Annotated in this window: 19 protein-coding genes; 11 read left to right on the top strand and 8 right to left on the bottom strand. The window is 39.6% G+C overall.

Annotated elements, in window-relative coordinates:
* Window positions 1-53: 53 nt before the first annotated feature.
* Both H5115_RS08015 and H5115_RS08010 read right to left on the bottom strand, forming a co-directional pair.
* Entirely contained in the window at window positions 54-1190 is a 1137-nt protein-coding gene (locus H5115_RS08015; protein ID WP_002961946.1) for a PilT/PilU family type 4a pilus ATPase, read from the bottom strand.
* Between the two features lie 9 nt (window positions 1191-1199).
* Window positions 1200-2240 (bottom strand): type IV pilus twitching motility protein PilT, encoded by a 1041-nt coding sequence (locus H5115_RS08010; protein WP_039488318.1) that lies wholly within the window; start codon window positions 2238-2240, stop codon window positions 1200-1202.
* A gap of 2 nt (window positions 2241-2242) precedes the next feature.
* Between H5115_RS08010 and H5115_RS08005 the strand changes: the two genes are divergently transcribed.
* The 8 genes from H5115_RS08005 (at window position 2243) to H5115_RS07970 (ending at window position 9270) form a co-directional block, all read left to right on the top strand.
* Window positions 2243-2956 carry a YggS family pyridoxal phosphate-dependent enzyme gene (locus H5115_RS08005; RefSeq protein ID WP_182682838.1) on the top strand — a complete coding sequence of 238 codons (714 nt, stop codon included), beginning with the start codon at window positions 2243-2245 and terminating at the stop codon, window positions 2954-2956.
* Between the two features lie 17 nt (window positions 2957-2973).
* Window positions 2974-3795 (top strand): pyrroline-5-carboxylate reductase, encoded by an 822-nt coding sequence (gene proC / locus H5115_RS08000; protein ID WP_182754653.1) that lies wholly within the window; start codon window positions 2974-2976, stop codon window positions 3793-3795.
* 26 nt (window positions 3796-3821) lie between these two features.
* Window positions 3822-4355 (top strand): YggT family protein, encoded by a 534-nt coding sequence (locus H5115_RS07995; RefSeq protein WP_002962568.1) that lies wholly within the window; start codon window positions 3822-3824, stop codon window positions 4353-4355.
* 60 nt (window positions 4356-4415) lie between these two features.
* Window positions 4416-4859, top strand: coding sequence for a DUF4426 domain-containing protein (locus tag H5115_RS07990; RefSeq protein WP_165723835.1), 444 nt, complete (start codon window positions 4416-4418; stop codon window positions 4857-4859).
* Window positions 4860-4863: 4 nt separating this feature from the next.
* Window positions 4864-5463 (top strand): XTP/dITP diphosphatase, encoded by a 600-nt coding sequence (locus tag H5115_RS07985; RefSeq protein WP_182754651.1) that lies wholly within the window; start codon window positions 4864-4866, stop codon window positions 5461-5463.
* Window positions 5460-6596 carry a radical SAM family heme chaperone HemW gene (hemW, locus tag H5115_RS07980; RefSeq protein ID WP_002962575.1) on the top strand — a complete coding sequence of 379 codons (1137 nt, stop codon included), beginning with the start codon at window positions 5460-5462 and terminating at the stop codon, window positions 6594-6596. Before H5115_RS07985 ends, hemW begins: the two co-directional genes overlap by 4 nt.
* A gap of 79 nt (window positions 6597-6675) precedes the next feature.
* Window positions 6676-8511, top strand: coding sequence for a DUF885 family protein (locus tag H5115_RS07975; RefSeq protein WP_182754650.1), 1836 nt, complete (start codon window positions 6676-6678; stop codon window positions 8509-8511).
* A gap of 90 nt (window positions 8512-8601) precedes the next feature.
* A complete protein-coding gene (locus H5115_RS07970; protein ID WP_182754648.1) occupies window positions 8602-9270 on the top strand; it encodes a hypothetical protein in 669 nt (222 codons plus the stop codon).
* Here the strand turns inward: H5115_RS07970 and H5115_RS07965 are convergent.
* Together H5115_RS07965 and H5115_RS07960 are read right to left on the bottom strand one after the other, a co-directional pair.
* Window positions 9253-9696 carry a hypothetical protein gene (locus H5115_RS07965; protein ID WP_182754646.1) on the bottom strand — a complete coding sequence of 148 codons (444 nt, stop codon included), beginning with the start codon at window positions 9694-9696 and terminating at the stop codon, window positions 9253-9255. The two genes, H5115_RS07970 and H5115_RS07965, sit on opposite strands and share 18 nt — an antisense overlap.
* An 8-nt stretch (window positions 9697-9704) precedes the next feature.
* The gene (locus tag H5115_RS07960) at window positions 9705-10421 is read right to left on the bottom strand and encodes an SIMPL domain-containing protein (RefSeq protein WP_182754644.1); all 717 of its coding nucleotides are present in this window, start codon (window positions 10419-10421) and stop codon (window positions 9705-9707) included.
* 114 nt (window positions 10422-10535) lie between these two features.
* On the opposite strand from H5115_RS07960, the gene H5115_RS07955 reads away from it, so the two are divergent.
* Both H5115_RS07955 and H5115_RS07950 read left to right on the top strand, forming a co-directional pair.
* On the top strand, window positions 10536-13205 hold the full coding sequence (locus tag H5115_RS07955) for a bifunctional acetate--CoA ligase family protein/GNAT family N-acetyltransferase (RefSeq protein ID WP_182754642.1): 2670 nt from the start codon (window positions 10536-10538) through the stop codon (window positions 13203-13205).
* Complete coding sequence (locus H5115_RS07950) at window positions 13205-14158, top strand: ion transporter (protein ID WP_182754640.1); 954 nt, start codon at window positions 13205-13207, stop codon at window positions 14156-14158. Before H5115_RS07955 ends, H5115_RS07950 begins: the two co-directional genes overlap by 1 nt.
* A gap of 16 nt (window positions 14159-14174) precedes the next feature.
* On the opposite strand, the gene H5115_RS07945 is transcribed toward H5115_RS07950, so the two are convergent.
* The 3 genes from H5115_RS07945 to H5115_RS07935 are packed head-to-tail and all read right to left on the bottom strand — an operon-like array spanning window position 14175 to window position 19322.
* Window positions 14175-18677, bottom strand: coding sequence for an EAL domain-containing protein (locus H5115_RS07945; RefSeq protein WP_182754638.1), 4503 nt, complete (start codon window positions 18675-18677; stop codon window positions 14175-14177).
* Between the two features lie 25 nt (window positions 18678-18702).
* Window positions 18703-19104 (bottom strand): GNAT family N-acetyltransferase, encoded by a 402-nt coding sequence (locus tag H5115_RS07940; RefSeq protein WP_024596205.1) that lies wholly within the window; start codon window positions 19102-19104, stop codon window positions 18703-18705.
* Between the two features lie 14 nt (window positions 19105-19118).
* On the bottom strand, window positions 19119-19322 hold the full coding sequence (locus H5115_RS07935; protein ID WP_024596204.1) for a DUF3283 family protein: 204 nt from the start codon (window positions 19320-19322) through the stop codon (window positions 19119-19121).
* Window positions 19323-19441: 119 nt separating this feature from the next.
* Between H5115_RS07935 and H5115_RS07930 the strand changes: the two genes are divergently transcribed.
* Window positions 19442-20140, top strand: coding sequence for an ABC transporter substrate-binding protein (locus tag H5115_RS07930; protein WP_182682844.1), 699 nt, complete (start codon window positions 19442-19444; stop codon window positions 20138-20140).
* Here the strand turns inward: H5115_RS07930 and H5115_RS07925 are convergent.
* On the bottom strand, window positions 20137-20382 hold the full coding sequence (locus tag H5115_RS07925; RefSeq protein ID WP_008170756.1) for a DUF1289 domain-containing protein: 246 nt from the start codon (window positions 20380-20382) through the stop codon (window positions 20137-20139). The genes H5115_RS07930 and H5115_RS07925 overlap by 4 nt on opposite strands.
* Window positions 20383-20393 lie beyond the last annotated feature (11 nt).

Here is a 20393-nt window from a genome sequence, read left to right as displayed (position 1 = left end):
GTTATACAAATAAAAAAGCGCCAATTGGCGCTTTTTTATTGATTACTTTTAAATTATTGATCGCTATTTTTATCATCAAGGCCATCAATAGTAACGCCCTGTAAAAAGCCCGCACCTTGTTGTTCGTTATTGCGCAGTTTTATCATTAAGCGTAAATCATTTGGCGAGTCAGCATGGTGCAGTGCATCAGCGTAGTTAATTCGCTGCTGTCTGTACAACTCAAATAACGCTTGGTCAAAGGTTTGCATGCCCATTTCTTTCGACTTAGCCATTGCCTCTTTAATTCCGCCAATATCACCATTTTTAATCAGCTCAGCGACCATTGGTGAGTTAAGCAATATTTCAATAGCTGCAACACGGCTTTCACCATCAGCAGTCGGCACTAGTTGCTGAGCAACAATGGCGCGTAAGTTAAGTGCTAAGTCGTACTTAAGCTTATCGTGTTTTTCTTTTGGTACTAAATGCATAATACGGTCAATCGCTTGGTTCGCATTATTAGCATGTAGTGTCGCAACACATAGGTGCCCGGTTTCAGCAAAGCTTAGGGCGTATTCCATGGTTTCTTGCGATCGAATTTCACCAATCAAAATAACATCTGGAGCTTGGCGTAATGAGCTTTTAAGTGCCGACTCAAAGCTTTCTGTATCAAGCCCTACTTCGCGCTGAGTAATAATACTTTTACGATGCTCATGAACGAACTCAATCGGATCTTCAATGGTCAGTATATGACCTCGTTGATTACGGTTTCGATAACCAATAAGTGCAGCTAGTGAGGTCGATTTACCCGTACCTGTACCACCTACAAATAAGACAAGACCGCGTTTAGACATAATTACATCTGTCAGTGTAGACGGCAGACCTAAATCACTCACATCAGGAATTTGCGTCACAATACGGCGAATAACCATACCTGCTCTATCGCGCTGCCAAAAAGCAGAAATACGAAAACGCCCTTCGTCGGTAGCAATCGCAAAGTTACATTCTTTCGTTGTATGAAACTCTGCTTTTTGCTTTTCGCTCATTGCAGATTCTACTAACTCAAGCGATTGCTCATCAGTCAGTCTATCGTCACTGAGAGCTATTAGCTCGCCGTTTATTTTTGCACTTACAGGTAACTGACTCGATACAAATAGGTCAGAACCCTTTTTCTCAATCATTATGAGTAAAAAGTCGTTTAAAGATAAAGCCATAATAATTTCTTACCCACCAAATTGTGTTTTGTCTTGCGCTTTTTCTTTCGCTGCCGCATTTGTAACAATACCGTGATTAACTAAATTAGTTAAACACTGATCCATTGTTTGCATGCCCACAGACGCACCGGTTTGAATAGACGAATACATTTGTGCAATTTTATCTTCACGAATTAAGTTACGAATAGCAGGAACTGCAATCATAATTTCGTGTGCTGCAACTCGCCCACCACCAATTTTTTTAAGCAGCGTTTGTGAAATTACCGCACGTAAAGATTCAGATAACATTGAGCGCACCATGGCTTTTTCTTCACCTGGGAATACATCAATAATACGGTCAATAGTTTTTGGTGCAGATGTTGTATGTAGCGTGCCAAACACTAAGTGACCCGTTTCGGCAGCGGTCATTGCAAGACGAATTGTTTCTAAATCACGTAACTCACCCACAAGTATTACATCAGGGTCTTCACGCAATGCACTACGTAGCGCGTTTGAAAAGCTATGTGTATCGCGGTGAACTTCACGTTGGTTAATTAAACTTAATTTATTATCGTGAACAAACTCGATTGGATCTTCTATTGTTAGAATATGGTGATGTTTATTTTGATTTATATAATCGACCATAGCGGCAAGTGTTGTTGATTTACCAGAACCCGTTGGCCCTGTTACTAACACGAGTCCACGTGGGGTATCAGAGATTGTTTTAAAAATATCTGGCGCACCTAAATCATCAAGCGTTAACACTTCACTTGGTATGGTACGAAATACCGCAGCAGGCCCGCGATTAGAGTTAAATGCATTCACACGAAAACGTGCTAAATTAGGCACTTCAAACGAAAAATCCACTTCGAGGTTTTGTTCGTAGTCCTTGCGTTGATTATCGTTCATAATATCGTAAACCAGACTGTTTACGTCTTTGTCTGCAAGGGCTGGTATATTAATGCGGCGAACATCACCGTCTACGCGTATCATAGGTGAAACACCCGACGATAAATGTAAATCGGATGCTTTGTGTTGCACACTAAACGCTAATAATTCGGTAATATCCATTTATGACTCCACAACTAACTGATAAATATATGGTTACAATAGCAGAACGACTCACATCCGCCTACGCTAGAATTGCAGACGCGGCAAAAAACACACAGCGAAACACTAACGAAGTTACTCTACTAGCAGTGTCTAAAACTAAACCAAGCGAAGATATTATTGCAGCTTATGAGCATGGTCAGCGCGAATTTGGTGAATCTTATGTTCAAGAGGCTATAGATAAAATAGCTCAACTACAGTCATATAGCGACATCATTTGGCATTTCATTGGCCCTATTCAATCAAATAAAAGTGCATTAGTAGCTGCTAACTTTGATTGGGTGCAAAGTGTTGATCGCATAAAAATAGCAAAGCGATTAGATTCCCAGCGCCCAGACGATAAACCACCTCTTAATATACTTATTCAAGTAAATATAAGTAATGAGGAAGCAAAGTCAGGTTGCCGCCGTGATGAAATAGATGAACTTGCCAATTTTATTAACCAATGTGAGCACTTAACACTTCGAGGTTTAATGGCAATTCCCGCTAAAAGCAACGATCTGGATACGCAAATTCAATCTTTTGAGCAATTACAAACTTGCTTTGATAAACTAAAGACCCAATATCCTCAAGTAGATACTTTGTCGATGGGTATGAGTAACGATGTTGAAGCTGCCATTAGCGCAGGCTCAACCATGGTAAGAATCGGCACAGACATTTTTGGAACACGAACTTAAAAGGTGATAACAGATTTATGTCAGATAAAAAAATCGCATTTATAGGCACAGGTAATATGAGCTACGCCATTATTGGTGGCATGGTAAAAAACGGCTTTAACGCAAGTAACATAATTGCGACTAACCGCAACCAAGAAAAGCTTGAAAAGGTAGCATTTGATTTCAAGGTGCAAACCACCAGTGACAATAACGAAGCCCTTCGCGATGCTGATGTAATTGTTTTGTCTGTTAAACCACAAATGATGGGCGATTTATGTAAATCGTTTCAAGAGTCGGGCGTAGATTTTAGCGATAAACTGTTTATTTCTGTTGCTGCGGGCTTAACTGTAAAACGTTTGCGTGAAATGCTAGGCCAAGACGTTAAAATGGTACGTTGCATGCCAAACACGCCATCTTTATTAGGTCGCGGAGTATCAGGTTTATATGGTGCGGGCGAAACACCAAGCGAACACGAATTTGTACAACAAGTTTTTGAATGTACGGGCATTGTTGTATGGGTGGAAAAAGAGTCACAAATTAACGATATTATTGCTGTAACCGGCTCATCACCTGCTTACTTTTTCTTATTTATGGAAGCCATAGAAGAAAAAGCTAAAGCGCTGGGCTTTAACGATGAAGACGCTCGTCGCCTGGTACAACAAACAGCCCTTGGCGCTGCCGAAATGGCACTTAGCCAGCCTGATATTAGTATTTCGCAACTACGTTCAAACGTAACATCTAAAGGCGGCACTACTCACGCAGCTGTTGAGCACTTAAAAAATGAAGGCTTAACTAAAACCGTTGGCGATGCAATGGATGCGTGTATTGCGCGTGCAGAGCAAATGGAAAAAGAACTTTAAAACCACTTTTTATTGAAGGTTACACTATGAATGCCATGCAATTTTTAATCAGTACCCTGTTTGATTTGTTTTTAATGGTGGTATTACTGCGCTTTTGGCTGCAGTGGGCAAAAGCCGACTTTTACAATCCAATGAGCCAGTTTGTGGTTAAAGCCACTTCGTTTGCGGTAAAACCACTGCGTAAAATCATTCCGGGGTTTGGCGGACTTGATCTAGCATCTCTGTTGCTGGCATTTATAGTGGCTGTAGCCAAAATTAGTACTTTAATGCTTGTTATATATAATGCGTGGGCAATACAGCCTGTGCTTATTCAAGCACTTATAACGGTACTAAAAGAAGGCCTTAATTTAGTATTTTGGGTACTTATTATTCGCGCTATTTTAAGTTGGGTTAGCCAAGGCTATAACCCTATAGAAGCGGTTTTCCACCAGCTTACTGAACCAATGCTAAAACCAATTCGTAAAATATTGCCATCAATGGGTGGCTTAGATTTATCAGTTTTAGTGCTTATTATTGGTATTCAGTTTTTGCAAATGCTGCTTATGGATTTTTTAGTCTAATATGGATTTTTTAATTAGAGGCCCAAAGGCCTCTTTTTTATATGTTTTGAGGAATACATAATGAACCGTTTAATTAAGTTTTGTTTTATTGCTTGTTTAGCATTTGCATTTAACGCGCAAAGCGAAGAAATGCAGGGCGCACAATACAAGGAGCTTGGCCCTTGGCAAGTCCATTACATCGCCTTTCCTTCTACTTTTATTCAGCCAAAAATAGCAAAAGCATACAACCTTGAGCGCAGTGGCTACAAAGGGGTTGTAAACATTTCTATATTAAAAAATGATGCCGATAAAACAGCACAAACGGCAAAGCTTACAGGCACAGCTAAAAACCTACTTGGCAACAAACAAACACTTACTTTTAAAGAAGTAAAAGAAGGTGAGTCAATTTATTACCTTGCCCAAGTTGATTACACCAACGAAGAGATTTTACGCTTTGAGATTGAGATACAACAAAATAATCAATTTCAAAAATTACAGTTTCAGCAAAAATTTTACGTAGATTAATAACATGACCAAAACTTTAGTACTTGCTACAGGTAACCTTGGCAAAGTAAAAGAGCTAGCTAACATGCTAAGCTCTCTGAATATTAATGTAGTTCCACAGAGCGATTTTAACGTAGGTGAAGTTGCCGAAACCGGCACTACCTTTGTTGAAAATGCCATTATTAAAGCGCGCCATGCCGCTAAAATTACTGGTATGCCTGCTATTGCCGATGACTCAGGTTTAGAAGTTGATGGCTTAAATGGCGCGCCCGGTGTTTACTCAGCCCGTTTTGCAGGCCCAGGTGCCAGCGATCAAGATAACATTGATAAGTTACTTGTAGATTTAGGTGATAACCCTATTCGCAGTGCACGCTTTTGGTGTGTACTGGTGTTAATGCGCCACGCAGACGACCCTACTCCGCTTATTTGTAGTGCTAGTTGGGAGGGCGAAATTACGCTCACTCAAAATGGCAATGGTGGATTTGGTTACGATCCTGTGTTTTTTGTAGCAGAGAAAAATTGTACGAGTGCTGAGCTCACAAAAGAGCAAAAAAATGCAGTGAGTCATCGCGGACAAGCGCTGCAAAAATTATTACTAGAACTACAGCAAAAAGGCGGCCTGTGAACCTTCCACCACTGAGCTTATATGTGCACGTGCCTTGGTGCGTGCAAAAATGCCCGTACTGCGATTTTAATAGCCACGGACAAAAAGGTGAAATACCTGAAGCTGAATATGTTCAACACTTAATTGATGACTTAAAAGCAGATTTGCACTTAGTGCAAGGGCGTAAAATTCACAGTATTTTTATTGGTGGCGGCACGCCAAGCCTATTAACTGGTGCAGCTTATACCCGATTATTAAATGAAGTCGACAACCTAATTGGGCTTGAAGAACACTGCGAAATTACCCTTGAAGCCAACCCTGGTACAGTAGAAACAGGTCGCTTTAAAGATTACGTAAAAGCAGGCATTAACCGTATTTCTATCGGTGTGCAAAGCATGCAAAACGACAAGTTAAAAGCACTTGGTCGGATTCATGGCAGTGACGAGGCAAACTATGCCGCGCAACAAGCTAAAGAAGCCGGTTTAAATAGCTTTAACCTTGATTTAATGCATGGCTTACCTGGGCAAACACTTGATGATGCTCTGAGTGATTTAAAACAAATAATAGCGCTCGATCCACCGCATATCTCTTGGTATCAATTAACTATTGAACCCAATACTCAGTTTGCTTCAAAGCCCCCTACCTTGCCACAAGATGAAACACTGTGGGACATTCAAGAACAAGGGGTTGAGTTACTCGCGCAAGCAGGTTACGTGCAATACGAAATATCGGGCTATGCAAAACCGGGCTATCAATGCCAACATAACTTAAATTATTGGCGTTTTGGCGATTATCTCGGTATTGGCTGCGGCGCACATGGTAAGGTTACTGATGCAAATACAGGGCTTATAACGCGTACCGAAAAGGTTAAACATCCACGCGGCTATATGGATTTAATTAAACCGTATATGTATAAAAGCTGGCATGTAGAGCAAGACGATTTAGCGTTTGAATTTTTTATGAATCGCTTTCGCCTTGTTGAGCCTTGCCCAATTAATGACTTTAATAAACTAACAACACTGCCGCTGCAAAGTCAGCAAAGTGCATTAAACCAAGCAATAAATAAAGGTTTATTGACTCAAACAGACAGCCATTGGCAGGTAACCTTAAAAGGTCATCGCTTTTTAAATGACCTGCTAGAATTGTTTGTGTAGCGCTAAGGCACTGCACAACAATATAAAACTAATAAATATAAATCACCCTAATGGGTTTCTAACAACAAAAGGGAAAACAATGCGTAAACTCACTTTTATTGCGGCCGCAGTAAGCGTTGCACTACTTGCTGGTTGCCAGCAAACAACACAACAATCTACTTCAGCCCCTATTGCACAAGCAGTTCAATCACAACAAAGTGAAATAGACAAAGCCAATGCATTTTTTGAAGATACATTTAACCGCGATGTAATGAGCAGCCCTGTATATCAAACATACATGGGGATTAAGCAAGATTACGATAAATGGGACGATGGCAGCGAAGAAAGAAAGCTTAAAGATTTAGCACAAACAAAAGCTGACCTAGTTGCATTAAAAGCAATTAATCGTGATCTATTAGATGATGCAACAAAAGTTAGCTACGACTTAAAAAAACAGGATCTTGAAAGCTCAATTGCTGACTTTAAATGGCGCTACCATAATTACCCTGTGAACCAGATGTTTGGTACGCATTCTATGATCCCTGCGTTTTTAATTAATCAGCACTCAATTAGTAATGTAAAAGAAGCTAAAGACTACATTTCACGCCTAAATGGTGTAACTGGTGTTATTGATCAGCTTATCGTTGATTTAACTGTACGTGCAGAAAAAGGCATCATAGCCCCTAAATTTGTATTCCCGCATGTTATTGATTCAAGCAAAAACATTATTCACGGTGCACCGTTTGAAAAAGGCGATGATTCTACATTGCTTGCTGACTTTAAACGCAAAGTAACAGCGCTTGAAATTGGCCAAGGCGAAAAAGACTCGTTAATCAGCGATGCATCAGATGCATTAAAATCGGCTGTTAAACCATCTTACTCTAAGCTAATTAATTACCTAGCGCAGCTTGAGAAACGTGCTGATGTTCGCGATGGCGCATGGAAATTACCAGATGGCGAAGCGTTTTATAACAACGCACTTAAGCGCACTACAACAACAGATTTAACGGCTAAAGAAATTCATGCAATTGGTTTATCTGAAGTGACACGTATTCATGATGAAATGCGTGAAATTAAAGATAAAGTAGGCTTTAAAGGCGACTTAAAAGCGTTTATGCAGTTTATGAAAACTGACAAACAATTTTACTACCCTAATGATGCACAAGGTAAGCAACGCTACCTTGATGAAGCCACTGGACTTATTGATACAATGAAAACACGCTTAGATGAGTTATTCATTGTTAAACCAAAAGCTGATTTAAAAGTAAAAGCAGTTGAAGCATTCCGTGAAAAAGCAGCGGGCAAAGCATTTTACCAACAGCCAGCTCCAGATGGTTCACGCCCAGGTATTTACTACGCTAACCTTTATGACATGGAAGCTATGCCAACATATCAAATGGAAGCACTTGCTTACCACGAAGGTATTCCGGGTCACCACATGCAAATCGCTATTTCGCAAGAACTAGAAGGCGTTCCTAAGTTCCGTAAATTTGGTGGTTACACAGCGTATATTGAAGGTTGGGGTTTATACTCAGAGTTCATTCCTAAAGAAATGGGCATGTACTCAGACCCTTACTCAGATTTTGGTCGTCTTTCAATGGAGCTATGGCGCGCATGTCGTCTAGTGGTTGATACGGGTATTCACGCGATGAAGTGGACTCGTCAAGAAGGTATTGATTACTACGTAAATAACACGCCTAATGCAACATCTGACGGTGTTAAAATGGTTGAGCGTCACATTGTAATGCCTTCACAAGCAACGGCTTATAAAGTGGGTATGCTTAAGATTTTAGAGCTTCGTGAAGACGCTAAAAAGCAACTGGGTGATAAGTTTGATATTCGCCAGTTCCACGACGTAGTACTTAAAAATGGTCCTGTACCACTAAATGTACTAGAGAACTTTGTTAATGAATGGGTAGCAAGCAAAAAAGCTTAAAACCAATTTAAACAATTGCTTTAAATATGAAAGGTCGCATTTGCGGCCTTTTTTGTTTTATAGTAGTAAAAAAGATTTTTGGAAATAATAATGGATTTAAGCATACAACTACTTAATGCGCGTATTTCAAAGCAACAGTTAAATGAGCTCGATAACGACTTTAAGCAGTTAAGCCCTGCTCAGCAAACTTTGCAGCTTAACCATTTATATGACAGCGCCCAACGGTTGAGTGTTAAGTATGACTTTATGCAAAACATAGCAACGCGGATATTAAGCTCTAACACAGCGCCTTCTCCATTTATTAATCAACTCACTAATATTGACGCATTGAGCTTTTTTACCCCTGCGCTGAAAGTAAATAAAGGCTTTTTAGTACAAGATACACAAGGAAATAACGTACTGCACAATGTGTTTAAGCATGCCGATGCTACAAAGCTGCCATTTAACTATGTGCGCTCTTTGATGTTGTTTGAATCAAATGATGAGTTAGCTAAAGCGCTGGCGCAGCCCAACTCTCATGGCTTAACACCGGTTGCCTGCTACATAGCCTATGCAAATAAACCTAGCACACCGGTAAAGCATGAATTTTCAGCTTTGTTAGCATTAATGGAAATAGAGCAAAAACAAAACCCTAACGCAAAACAACAGCTTGCCAACGTAATAAAAGGGCAAAAAGTTAACGAGACCACAATTTTACTGAGCGCCGCTTACTTGCAACGCTCAACGGCGCAAGTTGCTCACTTAACCAAGGCGCTTTAATTCACTCACAACTTCTGTACGCACACTGTCTATGGCATGTGTAATAGATTGCGCAGCACTTTCGTGATCAACCATATTTGGCCAATTTGTTTGCCAGACCTTTTGTAAGTCTTTTGTTTTTAAATGTACTTTATCAACGGCTAAGTAGCTTAAGTCATGAATTAAGTTAACTTTAACCCAGCCTTTTCTAGGGCTGCCATCAATTTTGTTATTATCGTAATGTGCCGCAAATACAATAAGCTCAAGCTCGGCTAGTTCTTGTAAGATTTGAAAGCTAGCAATGCGTGTATTGTTATTCTCTTCACTTGCCTCCATCCGCCATGCATTATAACTAAAGCCTATAAACGCAAATACTACGCTCGCTATAGCAGTGAAAAAATACGAACGGGGCGCCAGTACAAACTGACCATATTTAGACTCTGACATATTATTTCCTAGTCATTTAAATAATATTCAACACTGGTTACCACTCTTATATTTTTTATTTGCGGTGTGTTTGAATCTCGATTACTGATACTAAATTGCCCTTGGCGAGCTGTTTTTATTTTGCCTAATTTTGAATTAGAGTCTTTAGCAAATTTATTAGCGACTTCACGCGCTTTTTCAGTTGCTTCTTGCACCATCGCAGGTTTTACATCATTGAGGCCAGTAAAGATGTATTCAACTTTTGTCTCGTAGCTATCCTGCACTATTGCGATATCTTGTTTAGCAAGTTGGCTTACTTTGCTCAGCGCGTTTTGCACTTTATCTGGCGCAGCAGAATAAACAATAATATTTGAGCGCACTATGTATCTAAATTGCTGATTTTCATTGCTGTATTCACGTGCTTGCTTGTCAATAACTGACTGGCTACCTATTGTTATTTCCTCGTCGTCAAAACCATGGAGTTTTAAAAAAGCAGTTACCGCATCATTTTTTTTCTCAACCCGGCTTACTAATTTTTCAAGATTATTGTCGGCATCACTAAATTGCAGAGGCCAAATTACCGTATCGGCTATTACTTCTCGCTCGGCCAATCCCTTAACCTGCACAGTACGTTCCATCCCTTTCACACTCAAAGCGGTACTTTTTAAAATAAACCCAAAGCTAATTAAGCCCATACTTAAACAAATAGCCGCTATAACAATGTAAAAACCGGGGTTTTTATTCACAATAATCTCCTTGATTGATATCAATAATAAGCATCGAGACGCTCGAAATAACACAGTAAACAGGGTACATTGAGACAATAAATAACGCAAAATTTAATCAGCCTAGGAAAAACCATGAGCCTTAAGCGTATAACCCAATTTTTTAACCCAAGCTCAGTGGCCGTTATTGGCGCCTCTAACATATCAACTCGGGCTGGTTTTGTGGTTATGCGCAACTTACTTCAGGGCGGTTTTAAAGGGCCGATAATGCCTGTTACTCCAAGCCATAGCGCAGTACATGGCGTACTTGCTTACCCCTCTATTGCTGACTTACCAAAAGTACCTGACCTTGCTGTTATTTGTACTAACAAAAACACCTTAATTGATATTATTGAGCAGCTTGGAGAGCTTGGCTGTAAAACAGCTATTGTTATTGCCGATGGGCTGTCTGGGGAGCAAAAAAGCGCGCTTAAAGCATGCGCTCAAGCCAAGCAAGTTACTTTGCTTGGACCCAATTGCTTAGGCTTGCTGATCCCTCATATTGGGTTAAATGCGAGCTTTTCACATACCGTGGCAAGCCCAGGTAAAATAGCATTTGTATCGCAATCAGCAGCAGTATGCTCAACCATTTTAGATTGGGCTAAAAACAAAGAAATTGGCTTTTCATATTTTGTATCAGTAGGCGATTGCCTTGATATAAACTTCAATGAGCTACTCGACTTTTTAGGTCGTGATGCTAAAACAAAAGCTATTTTACTCTACATAGATAACATTGAAGATATTCGTGGCTTTATATCAGCAGCAAGAGCTGCGGCCTTTAGTAAACCTGTAATTGCAATTAAAACAGGTAAAACAACTGCAGGCGCACTTGCAGCCGAAATTCACACCGGTGGAAAGCAAAGCTCTGACGCTGTTTACGATGCGTTATTTCAACGAGCGGGTATGCTGCGTGTAAATGATTTACGAGAGCTATTTGCAGCGACACAAACACTCGCCATGCATCCAAAATTATTAAAAGTAGAACAACTGACAATTTTAACTAATGGTGGCGGCCCGGGTGTTATGGCTGTTGATGAGCTTATTCAAAACTCTGGTAAATTAGCAGAGCTAAGCATTGAAACCCGAAATGCGCTAAATAAAGTCATTCCGCAATCAGAAACCACCTCAAACCCTGTGGATATTTTTGGTGACTCAGCACCAGCGCGTTATAAGCAAGCATTAGAAATTTTACTGCACGCAAAAGAAGTTAAAAACTTACTGATTATCCATACTCCCTCAGCACTTGCGCCCAGCGAAGACTACGCCAACATTATTGTAGAAACCTTACAAACATTACCTAAAATGGCACGCCCTTACGTTATAACTAACTTTATGGGTGAAGACGCATCTTACGCTGCCAGAAAAGTGTGCTCAAACAACGCAATACCCACTTATCGTACGCCCGAAGGGGCTGTTGGCGCATTTATGCACTTAGTAACGTATCGTCGTAACCAAAAGCATTTAACGCAAACACCTGAGTCGAACACTGATGACGCTAAAATAAATAAGGTGGCAGCTAGAACCCTTATTAATGAGTTTTTAGATGATGGACAAAGCTACTTACCTACTCATCAGGCAAGCCAAGTATTGAACCACTATGGTATTAAATGCATTCAAACTGAAGTGGCTTACACCCCAACAGAAGCCAAAGAGCAAGCCATAGAGCTTGGTTTTCCAGTCGCGTTAAAACTTATTAGCCCAAGTATTGCTTCAAAGTCTGAGGTAGGTGGGGTGGTGCTTAATTTAAACGACGCCAACGAAGTTGAACAAACTGCTTTTGCGATGCTTATCCGTATTAAAAACACTTATCCGGATGCTGTTATTGAAGGGTTTTCATTACAAAAAATGGCGCCGCGAGCAGGCGCAAATGAGCTGCGAATTGCAATTAAAACCGAGCCTAATTTTGGCCCAGTTATATTATTAGGTGAAGCAGGCACCGGCCTTGAATATGCACAAGCCGCCGTTGCTCTGCCTCCACTGAATATGAACTTGGCAAAGTATTTAATTGCTGCAGCGCACGACAAAGGCGTATTAAAGGAGCGCATACTCCCAGAAAAGGTTGATAAGTATCGTTTATGTGCACTACTAACGCGTATTTCTCAGTTAGTTATTGATCAACCCGATATAAGCTCAATGGAACTAAATCCTATACTTGCCAGCAATGGGCAGTTTTTAGTGCTCGATGCCACTATGACACTTAACCGCTATCAAGCTCAGAGCAATCGTAAGCGCTTATCTATTCGTCCCTACCCTATTGAACTCGTTGAAGTGGTAACACTTAAAAACAACACTCAAGCTACGCTCAGACCGATAAAACCTGAAGATGAACAAGCTCATAAAGTATTTGACGAGTCACTTAACAAAGAAGACAGATATAAACGCTTTTTTGGCGAGCTTCCACAGTTTAACCACGATCAACTCGCTAAAATGACCCAAATTGATTACGACCGTGAAATGGCGTTTATTGTGTGCCAACGCTTTGAAGGTAAAACCCGTACACTGGGTGTGTCTCGCGTCATTATGGACCCCGATAACCTACATGCTGAGTTTGCTATTGTAGTACGCTCAGACTGCCAAGGCTTAGGGCTTGGTCGTATACTAATGAGCGCTGCAATTAATCACTGCAAACGCCAAGGTGTAGAGTCGATTGAAGGCATAACCTTACCAGAGAATACAGGGATGATTGAACTTGCCCGTAAGCTAGGTTTTAAAATTAGTCGCGACTTTGAAGAAGGCAGTATTAACATGGTACTTAAACTTAAATAATGAATGAACCGCAAACTTTACGCCAAAAAATGGCTTGCCTGTTTGAAGGTACAGGCCAGTACCATCGAGAGGGGCATATTCTTGATATTGCACTCATTAGCTTAATAATGATTAACGTTGTAGCCATTGTTATTGAGTCAATCCCAAGTGTTGCAGAGCAGTATTACTACGAATTCTTAGTTTTAGAAATTGTATCGGTCGCTATTTTTGCTATTGAATACTTAGCCAGGCTTTGGGCCTGTGTAGATAAAACACAATATGCAGCAATGGAAGGGTCTCATACCAAACGTCGGCTTAGCTATTTTTTCTCTCCTTTGGCAATTGTTGATTTAATTGCGATTTTACCAAGCTTAATGATGTTTTTATTCCCTCTCGATTTACGTTTTTTACGCGTGCTCCGACTATTAAGGGTATTTAAACTCACTCGCTACTCACGCGCCATGCAGCTACTTTTAAAAGCCTTTAACGATGAAGGTAGTTCATTAATGGCTGCTTTTTTTATTATGGCCGTCGTGCTTATTTTAGCTTCATGCGGAATTTACTTAATTGAGCACGACATACAACCCGATAAATTTGGCTCTATTCCTGCGGCTATGTGGTGGGCAATGGCAACACTAACAACCGTTGGTTATGGCGATGTAGTACCTATAACGCCATTGGGTAAGTTTTTCGGCGGGGTTATTACACTACTGAGCATGGGAATGGTTGCAATACCTACCGGTTTACTGGCGTCTAGTTTTTCAGAACAAATACGTAAACGCCGTCAGTTTTTTGAAGACGCTGTGCACGAGTCAATTCAAGATGGCACACTTAATGACACCCAACAAGTACACCTAGAAGAGCTACGCCATAAGCTAGGCTTGAGTAAACTTGAAGCTAATAAGGCCATTAAAACGCAGTTAAATGAGCATAACAGCCATTTGTTTTGCAGACACTGCGGTAAAAGACCCTAAATCCGTGCGACTATTCTCAATTGAATATATCACTCCAATCGCGATTAATAAGCGCGAGTACTTCGGTATTAGGTACCGGTTTACTAAATAAATACCCTTGGAAATGCTTGCACCCTCTCGCCTTTAAAAAAGCAAGTTGATGCGAGCTTTCTACGCCTTCAGCTACACACTCTTTGCCTAAACTATCTGCAAGCGCGAGTGTTGATTGGATAATGGCCTCATCATCAGAGTCTATGCCTATGTCTTGTACAAAGCTTCTATCTATTTTGAGTACATCAATAGGAAAACGTTTTAAATAGGTAAGTGATGCGTAACCTGTACCAAAATCATCCATGTACAATCTACAACCCAACTTTTTAAGTTGTTCCATGCTATGCAGCGCTTCTTTTGAATCACGCATTAATATTGATTCGGTTATTTCAAAAACAATTGCCTCAGACGATACACCCGCTTTACTTAACGCTCTTCTAATTTCAGGAACAAGGTCTTTAAACTCAAAATCTAGTGCTGATAAGTTAATAGATAAATACAGGTTAGGTGAGGCTTTTCGCCACTCTTTTAACTCCAATAAAGCGCGCGCAAAGGTCTGCAGCATAATTTTTGTAATTAAGCCTATCCCCTCTGCAGCCAGCGAAAACTCTTGAGTTTGTACTAGTTTATTTTCGGGCCAACGCAGCAGCACTTCAAAGCCTTCTGTTTTTTGGCTCTTAGCATTAATAATAGGCTGATAGTAATTACAAAACTCTTCTTCTCGATACGCTCTAGTAAGCTGAGATTCAAGATGCAGCGCTCTTTGAACATGCTGGTTCATCTCTTGCTTATAAAACTGATAACGCCCTTCTAAAGAGTCTTTTGCATGATATAACGCTATGCTCGCAGCTTTTAAAAGTGCGGGGCCTTGCTCTGCGTCATCTGGCGATATCGACACACCAATACTTAAATTAACGTTTACAACTTGACCATTAATCGCAATATTTTGATTCACGCAATCCATCAACTTAGTACATATTATAAGTACTTGCTCTATCTGATGAATATCCTCTACTAACACAACAAACTCATCGCCACCAAATCGCGCAACACTATCCGATGGTCGCAAAGAGCACTTTAAGCGCTCAGCAACTTCTTTAATTAGCTCATCAGCCGCTTCGTGCCCTAATGAGTCATTAAAGTATTTAAAACGTTTAATATTGATATGTAACAAAGCCACTTTGCATCCATGCAGTTTTGCTTGTTCAAGGGCGTGTTCAACGCGGTCATTAAATAATGTACGATTTGGCAGCCCAGTTAAGGCATCGTAGTTGGCCAATAAGTGCAGCTCATTTTCAGCTGATTTTTGTGCGTTTATATCGGTTAAAATAATGACATAACTATTAAGGCGCTGCTCGTTATCGGCTACTGCACTTATTTTCACAAGTACATGACGCGACTCACCATTAGCTAAAACCACACTGTCTTCACACGAAAAATGCTCCCCAACAGATAGCTTTTGCATAATGCGTAAATAATCAAAACGATTGCTGCGCGATATACCTAAATTTAAAGTCCGGCTAGATAACGACTCTGCGGAGAAATTAAAGGCGGTTTGCAGTGATTTATTAGAAGCCCGAATATTTAAGTTTTTATCGAGTATAAACACCCAATCACGTGTTTGCTCAAATGCTGCCGTAAATAGTAAAGCGTGTTCTTCAAACACCATCTCACGGGTCATATTTGTATAAGTACCCGCTACTTTTTGTGGAGTTTTATCATCCCACTCAACTACTTTTCCAAAGTCCTTATACCAGCGCCAATAGCCTTTTGCATGGCGCAGGCGGTAGGTACAATTAAAGTAACCTTTATCGGTAGATAAAAACTCAAGCCACTCTAAGCGAAATAGCTGTTTGTCCTGCGGATGAATTTTAGATAAATATTCATCAAGGCTTACGCTTTCATTTTCGTAGCTTAACTCACTCGCTAAGCGAGGTTGGTAAATGCTTGGGTTGCTCGACTCCCAATCCCAGACACCCGATTCGCTGCCTTCAAGTGCTAATTTTAAACGCGCTTCGCTTTCTTTACTTTCTTTATTTGCTGCCAATAAAATACGCTGAATTTTATTACGGCGCATAACCCACATAGCAACAAAACCAATAAACAGCATGGCGTAAAGCACCATAAAATAAGGTGCACGCCAAAGCGGATACTTTACTTTTATTTTTAAAATAGCAGGCGAGGTATATTCGCCAGTCAAGGGGTCTTTAGCCCAAACTTTTAATTGGTAATTACCTGGATTCAATTTTGGAAACAATACGCGGTTGTTATTTCGAGTATAACTTTTTTGTCCGTTATCGAGTTGATACTCATAAATGATGCGTTCTTGATTGCTAAATGCCATGGCAGAAAATGCCACTTCAAGCCCTATATCATCATGGTTTAACACAACCTCGTTGAGCGGCTGTTTTAAATCAAGCGATAGATCTCGTGACATTAAATCAACTCGCGTAATATTTACGTGATCAATAAGTGATTGGTAATTTTGGTTTTCCATTGGGTGAAAATAGGTAAAACCTTTTAAGCTACCATACGCAATATGGCCATCTTTAAGCTGTGCCATGGCGTTACTATTAAACTCAGCAGAGAGTAGCCCTTCTGACGTAGAAAATTGTTGGAAATGAAGTGTTTCAGGGTTTAATCGCCAAATGCCTTTATGGCTACTCATCCAGATCATGCCATCATCATCTAGCACCATATCGTAAAGCAATGTGCCTAATTTATTCTTCTCTAGATCGATTGTATGTACTAATTGATAAGTAGATGCGTCAAGGCCTATCAAGCCAAAATTAGAAAGTGATATCCACAATATATTGTTGTTATCAATTAAATAAGAAAGCACGCTAATGGCTACGTTTTCGTGCTGCTTTGGCACTTTGTAAATCATTTTAAGTGCTAAATCACTTGGGTTTACTTGATATAAAATTCCAGCATTAAAAAATAGTGGCGAGTCTGGCTTATTGCTCAACGCGGGTAAAAAGCCATGAGCTAAAAAGGGTTCAAACTGGTCAAACTGGCCACCCAGACGCGTTATTACTTGAGAATCTATATTGTATATAAATACCCCATGATCTGAGTGCACAAAGTATAGATCGCCATTTGGCATTAGTGTAACGCCATGCACTCTACCAGTAATCAGCTCTTGATCAGCAGGGTTATGCACTTTTGGTTCGCTAACTTGATGCGTTACAGGGTCAAAAATAAATACACCACGGTTTGTATAAAGCCATAAATTATCTTTATAGGGCGTTATTTCATATACGGTAAACTCAGTGGTGAGTAAGTCGACTTTGTAGTCTTTTAAATAAGCTTTACCAATGTTTGTTTTTAAATCAACCTCAGTAATACCGTTATGCGTTGCAAGCCAAAGCTTGTCTTTATATTCGGTAATCCCCCAGATAGAGTGATGTGATAAACCATCCCCCCCGAGCAAAGTGCCATCGACATTATTAAAATGATAGCTGTCGTGAGATAAGTAAAACGCTCCATCAGTCTTAGTCGCAACCCATGTACCACCCGATTTATCTTTAGCCATATCAATAATACTGGTATCGGCAAGTGTGTACTTACTTTTGGCTATTCGAGTATTTTTAATCATCTCTTTTGTGTTTAAATCAAATTTAAACAAGCCTTTGTCGGTAGCTAAATCTATTGTTCCGTGTTCGTTTACTATGCTCCAAACATTTAAGTCACTTAGTAATACTTTACTTTTAAAAGGTAAATCTGGGCGTTCAAACATTTTTGATAAGTTACTAATATCAACTTCGTATAAGCCTTGTACCGCCCCTACTAACAACTGTTTATTTTCACCTAATGCGAAAGACTTAACATTATTTTGGTAAATATGCTCAGCTTCACCTTTTAAGTGCTGTAGGGGTCTAACTTGCTCTGTGGCAATATCAAATACGTATGCACCATGGCTTGTACCTATAAATATATAACCATTGTAGGCAAACAGCTTTCTCACAAGGGTATTTTTATATTTAGCAGGCAGCTCAAAAATAGTTGTTATTTTTCCGGTTGCGATATCAAGCTTTGCAAAGTCGCGGCCTCGCCCAATCCAAAGTGTTTTTTTATCAACGGCCACCATACTAAAAACAGACTGATTGATAATTTCTTCTTCACTGGTAGGTTTTTCTAGAAATTGCTGATATGAATCTGTTACGGGGTCGTATCTAAATAGGCCTGCAAGTAAAGAGGCTATCCAAATGTGCCCTTGAGGGTCTTGGTAAATACGATCGATGATCGCCTCTTCTAACTCACCATTAGGGCCGTTTATTGGAATAACTTGATAGCCATCATAACGATTAAGCCCGGCCTCTGTCGAAAGCCAAAGGTAACCGTTAGTGTCTATAAGCATTGTATTAACGTAGCTTTGCGATAAGCCTTCGCTAGGAGATAAACGTTTTACTTGTGCCCCTACTTGGCAACTTAGAATAGTTATTAAAACTACAAAGCAACTAATGATCCCATTAACGTATTTACTCATGCTTATTCCATATTATTATTTATTATTATGGGTACTCTAGAGCGACTATATTTCGATGTTTGTAAGTATCAAAAAGTACTTGTAAAGCAAGAGTATATGTTAACACCTGGTTAAAACCAATAGCACAATATAAATCAGCTACGTTTTCATATGCGAAGGTCTTTATCTCTCTATTTTGCGACTTTAAGAGTGTTGAAAGCAATTGTTTTGCAATCCCTTTACCGCGATGTTCCAGCGCAACAAACATGGTAGATAAAAATAAAAACTCTGTTTTATCTTGTAACCTACATGCTGCCACTATTTCATTATTATAGTAAGTAACCCATACCTTATCTTGTTTATTAGCACGCCCTCTTACGCTGTGCTTTTTGTAGAATTTATTCACAAGTGGGGTTTTTAGTTCATTTAACACTTCAACTTTATACATTTTTATATCGATATTTAGCTAAGCATTAGCGCTAAATACTGTTCAAATTTTTGTTTCAAAACCATTTGCTCTGCCACTGGGCGGCTGTGGATTGTGTTGTAAACTTGCTCTCTCGTTTTTTTATTACGCTTAATTTGATACGCCCAAAAAGACGCTTCATAATCTAACTGAATTTGATATTTTTCTTCACGTGGTAATAGGCATAAATTAAAACTCACAATACTTCCTCATTCGCTTTTAAGATTATTTGATTCCCCCGCTAAACTGGGCAAGAGGTAATCTCCTTGTTATTATACGCGTCTTATTTTATTTATTTCTGTAGTAATTGGAACTGATAATGAATAGACATTTTAGTATCTTGTTATTATTGGTAAATTTATTTTTTAGTGCCTCTTGTTTTAGTCATCAATACAACCTCACTTTTAATCGTCCGCAAAGTACACCTCAAGCTGATTATGCCTTAGAGCTATTAAAGTTAGCATACGCAGATATCGGTTTTAAAATACATATAATCGATTTTAGTCACCAAAATGCTTTGCTCGCTGCAAATAATGGCGTACTTGATGGCCAGTTAGGAAGAGATGCAAGCGTTGAAGAAAATTACGAAAACTTAATTAGAGTCGATTATGAGCTATTTAAGTTTGACTTAGTATTATATAAAAACTGTTTACCTAACAGTTTAGAACAGCTCGATAGCGTCGCAATCGTTGATGGCTACCCTGTGCAAGAACATTATTTAGCAAGCACACAGTTTGCAGGGAATATTATTAAAGTTAAAAGCATGAATACCCAACTTAATTTGCTTGCTCAGAAAAAAGTACAGGGAGCCTTAATGATTAACTTTATAATGCAAAATAATGAGCTCCCGTCACCTCAAGGCTGTTTTGTAAAAGAAGTGTTGAATACTTATCCGCTTTATCATTATTTAAATAAACGTAATGAAAACTTAGTAGAAAAGCTTAAAATGTCATTAATTAACCTAACTAACAATGGCACTGTGTACGCACTAAGAGCCAAATATGGATTAAGCTTTTAAAAGTCGAACCCTTGCTGCTGCGCCTGCGTGCTTGGCACTGCATTTTGCTGCTTTTTTTGAAGGTAGCGCTTGTAGCGCTGCTGGCACAAACTAAGCACCTTCTTTTTTTGGTCGTTCGATAAGGTATTCCACGAAAAGCGCTCATCGCGACTACGATAACACCCTTTGCAATACCCTCTGTTGTTAACTAAGCAAATACTTTTGCAAGGACTTGGAATATCAAATATTTCAATTTGTTGCATGTATAAGTACC

It is taken from the genome of Pseudoalteromonas sp. SR44-2 (assembly GCF_014163745.1).
Classification (GTDB): domain Bacteria; phylum Pseudomonadota; class Gammaproteobacteria; order Enterobacterales; family Alteromonadaceae; genus Pseudoalteromonas; species Pseudoalteromonas distincta.
Note: the sequence above shows the minus strand (reverse complement) of the source record. Positions and strands in the feature narration are given on the sequence as shown.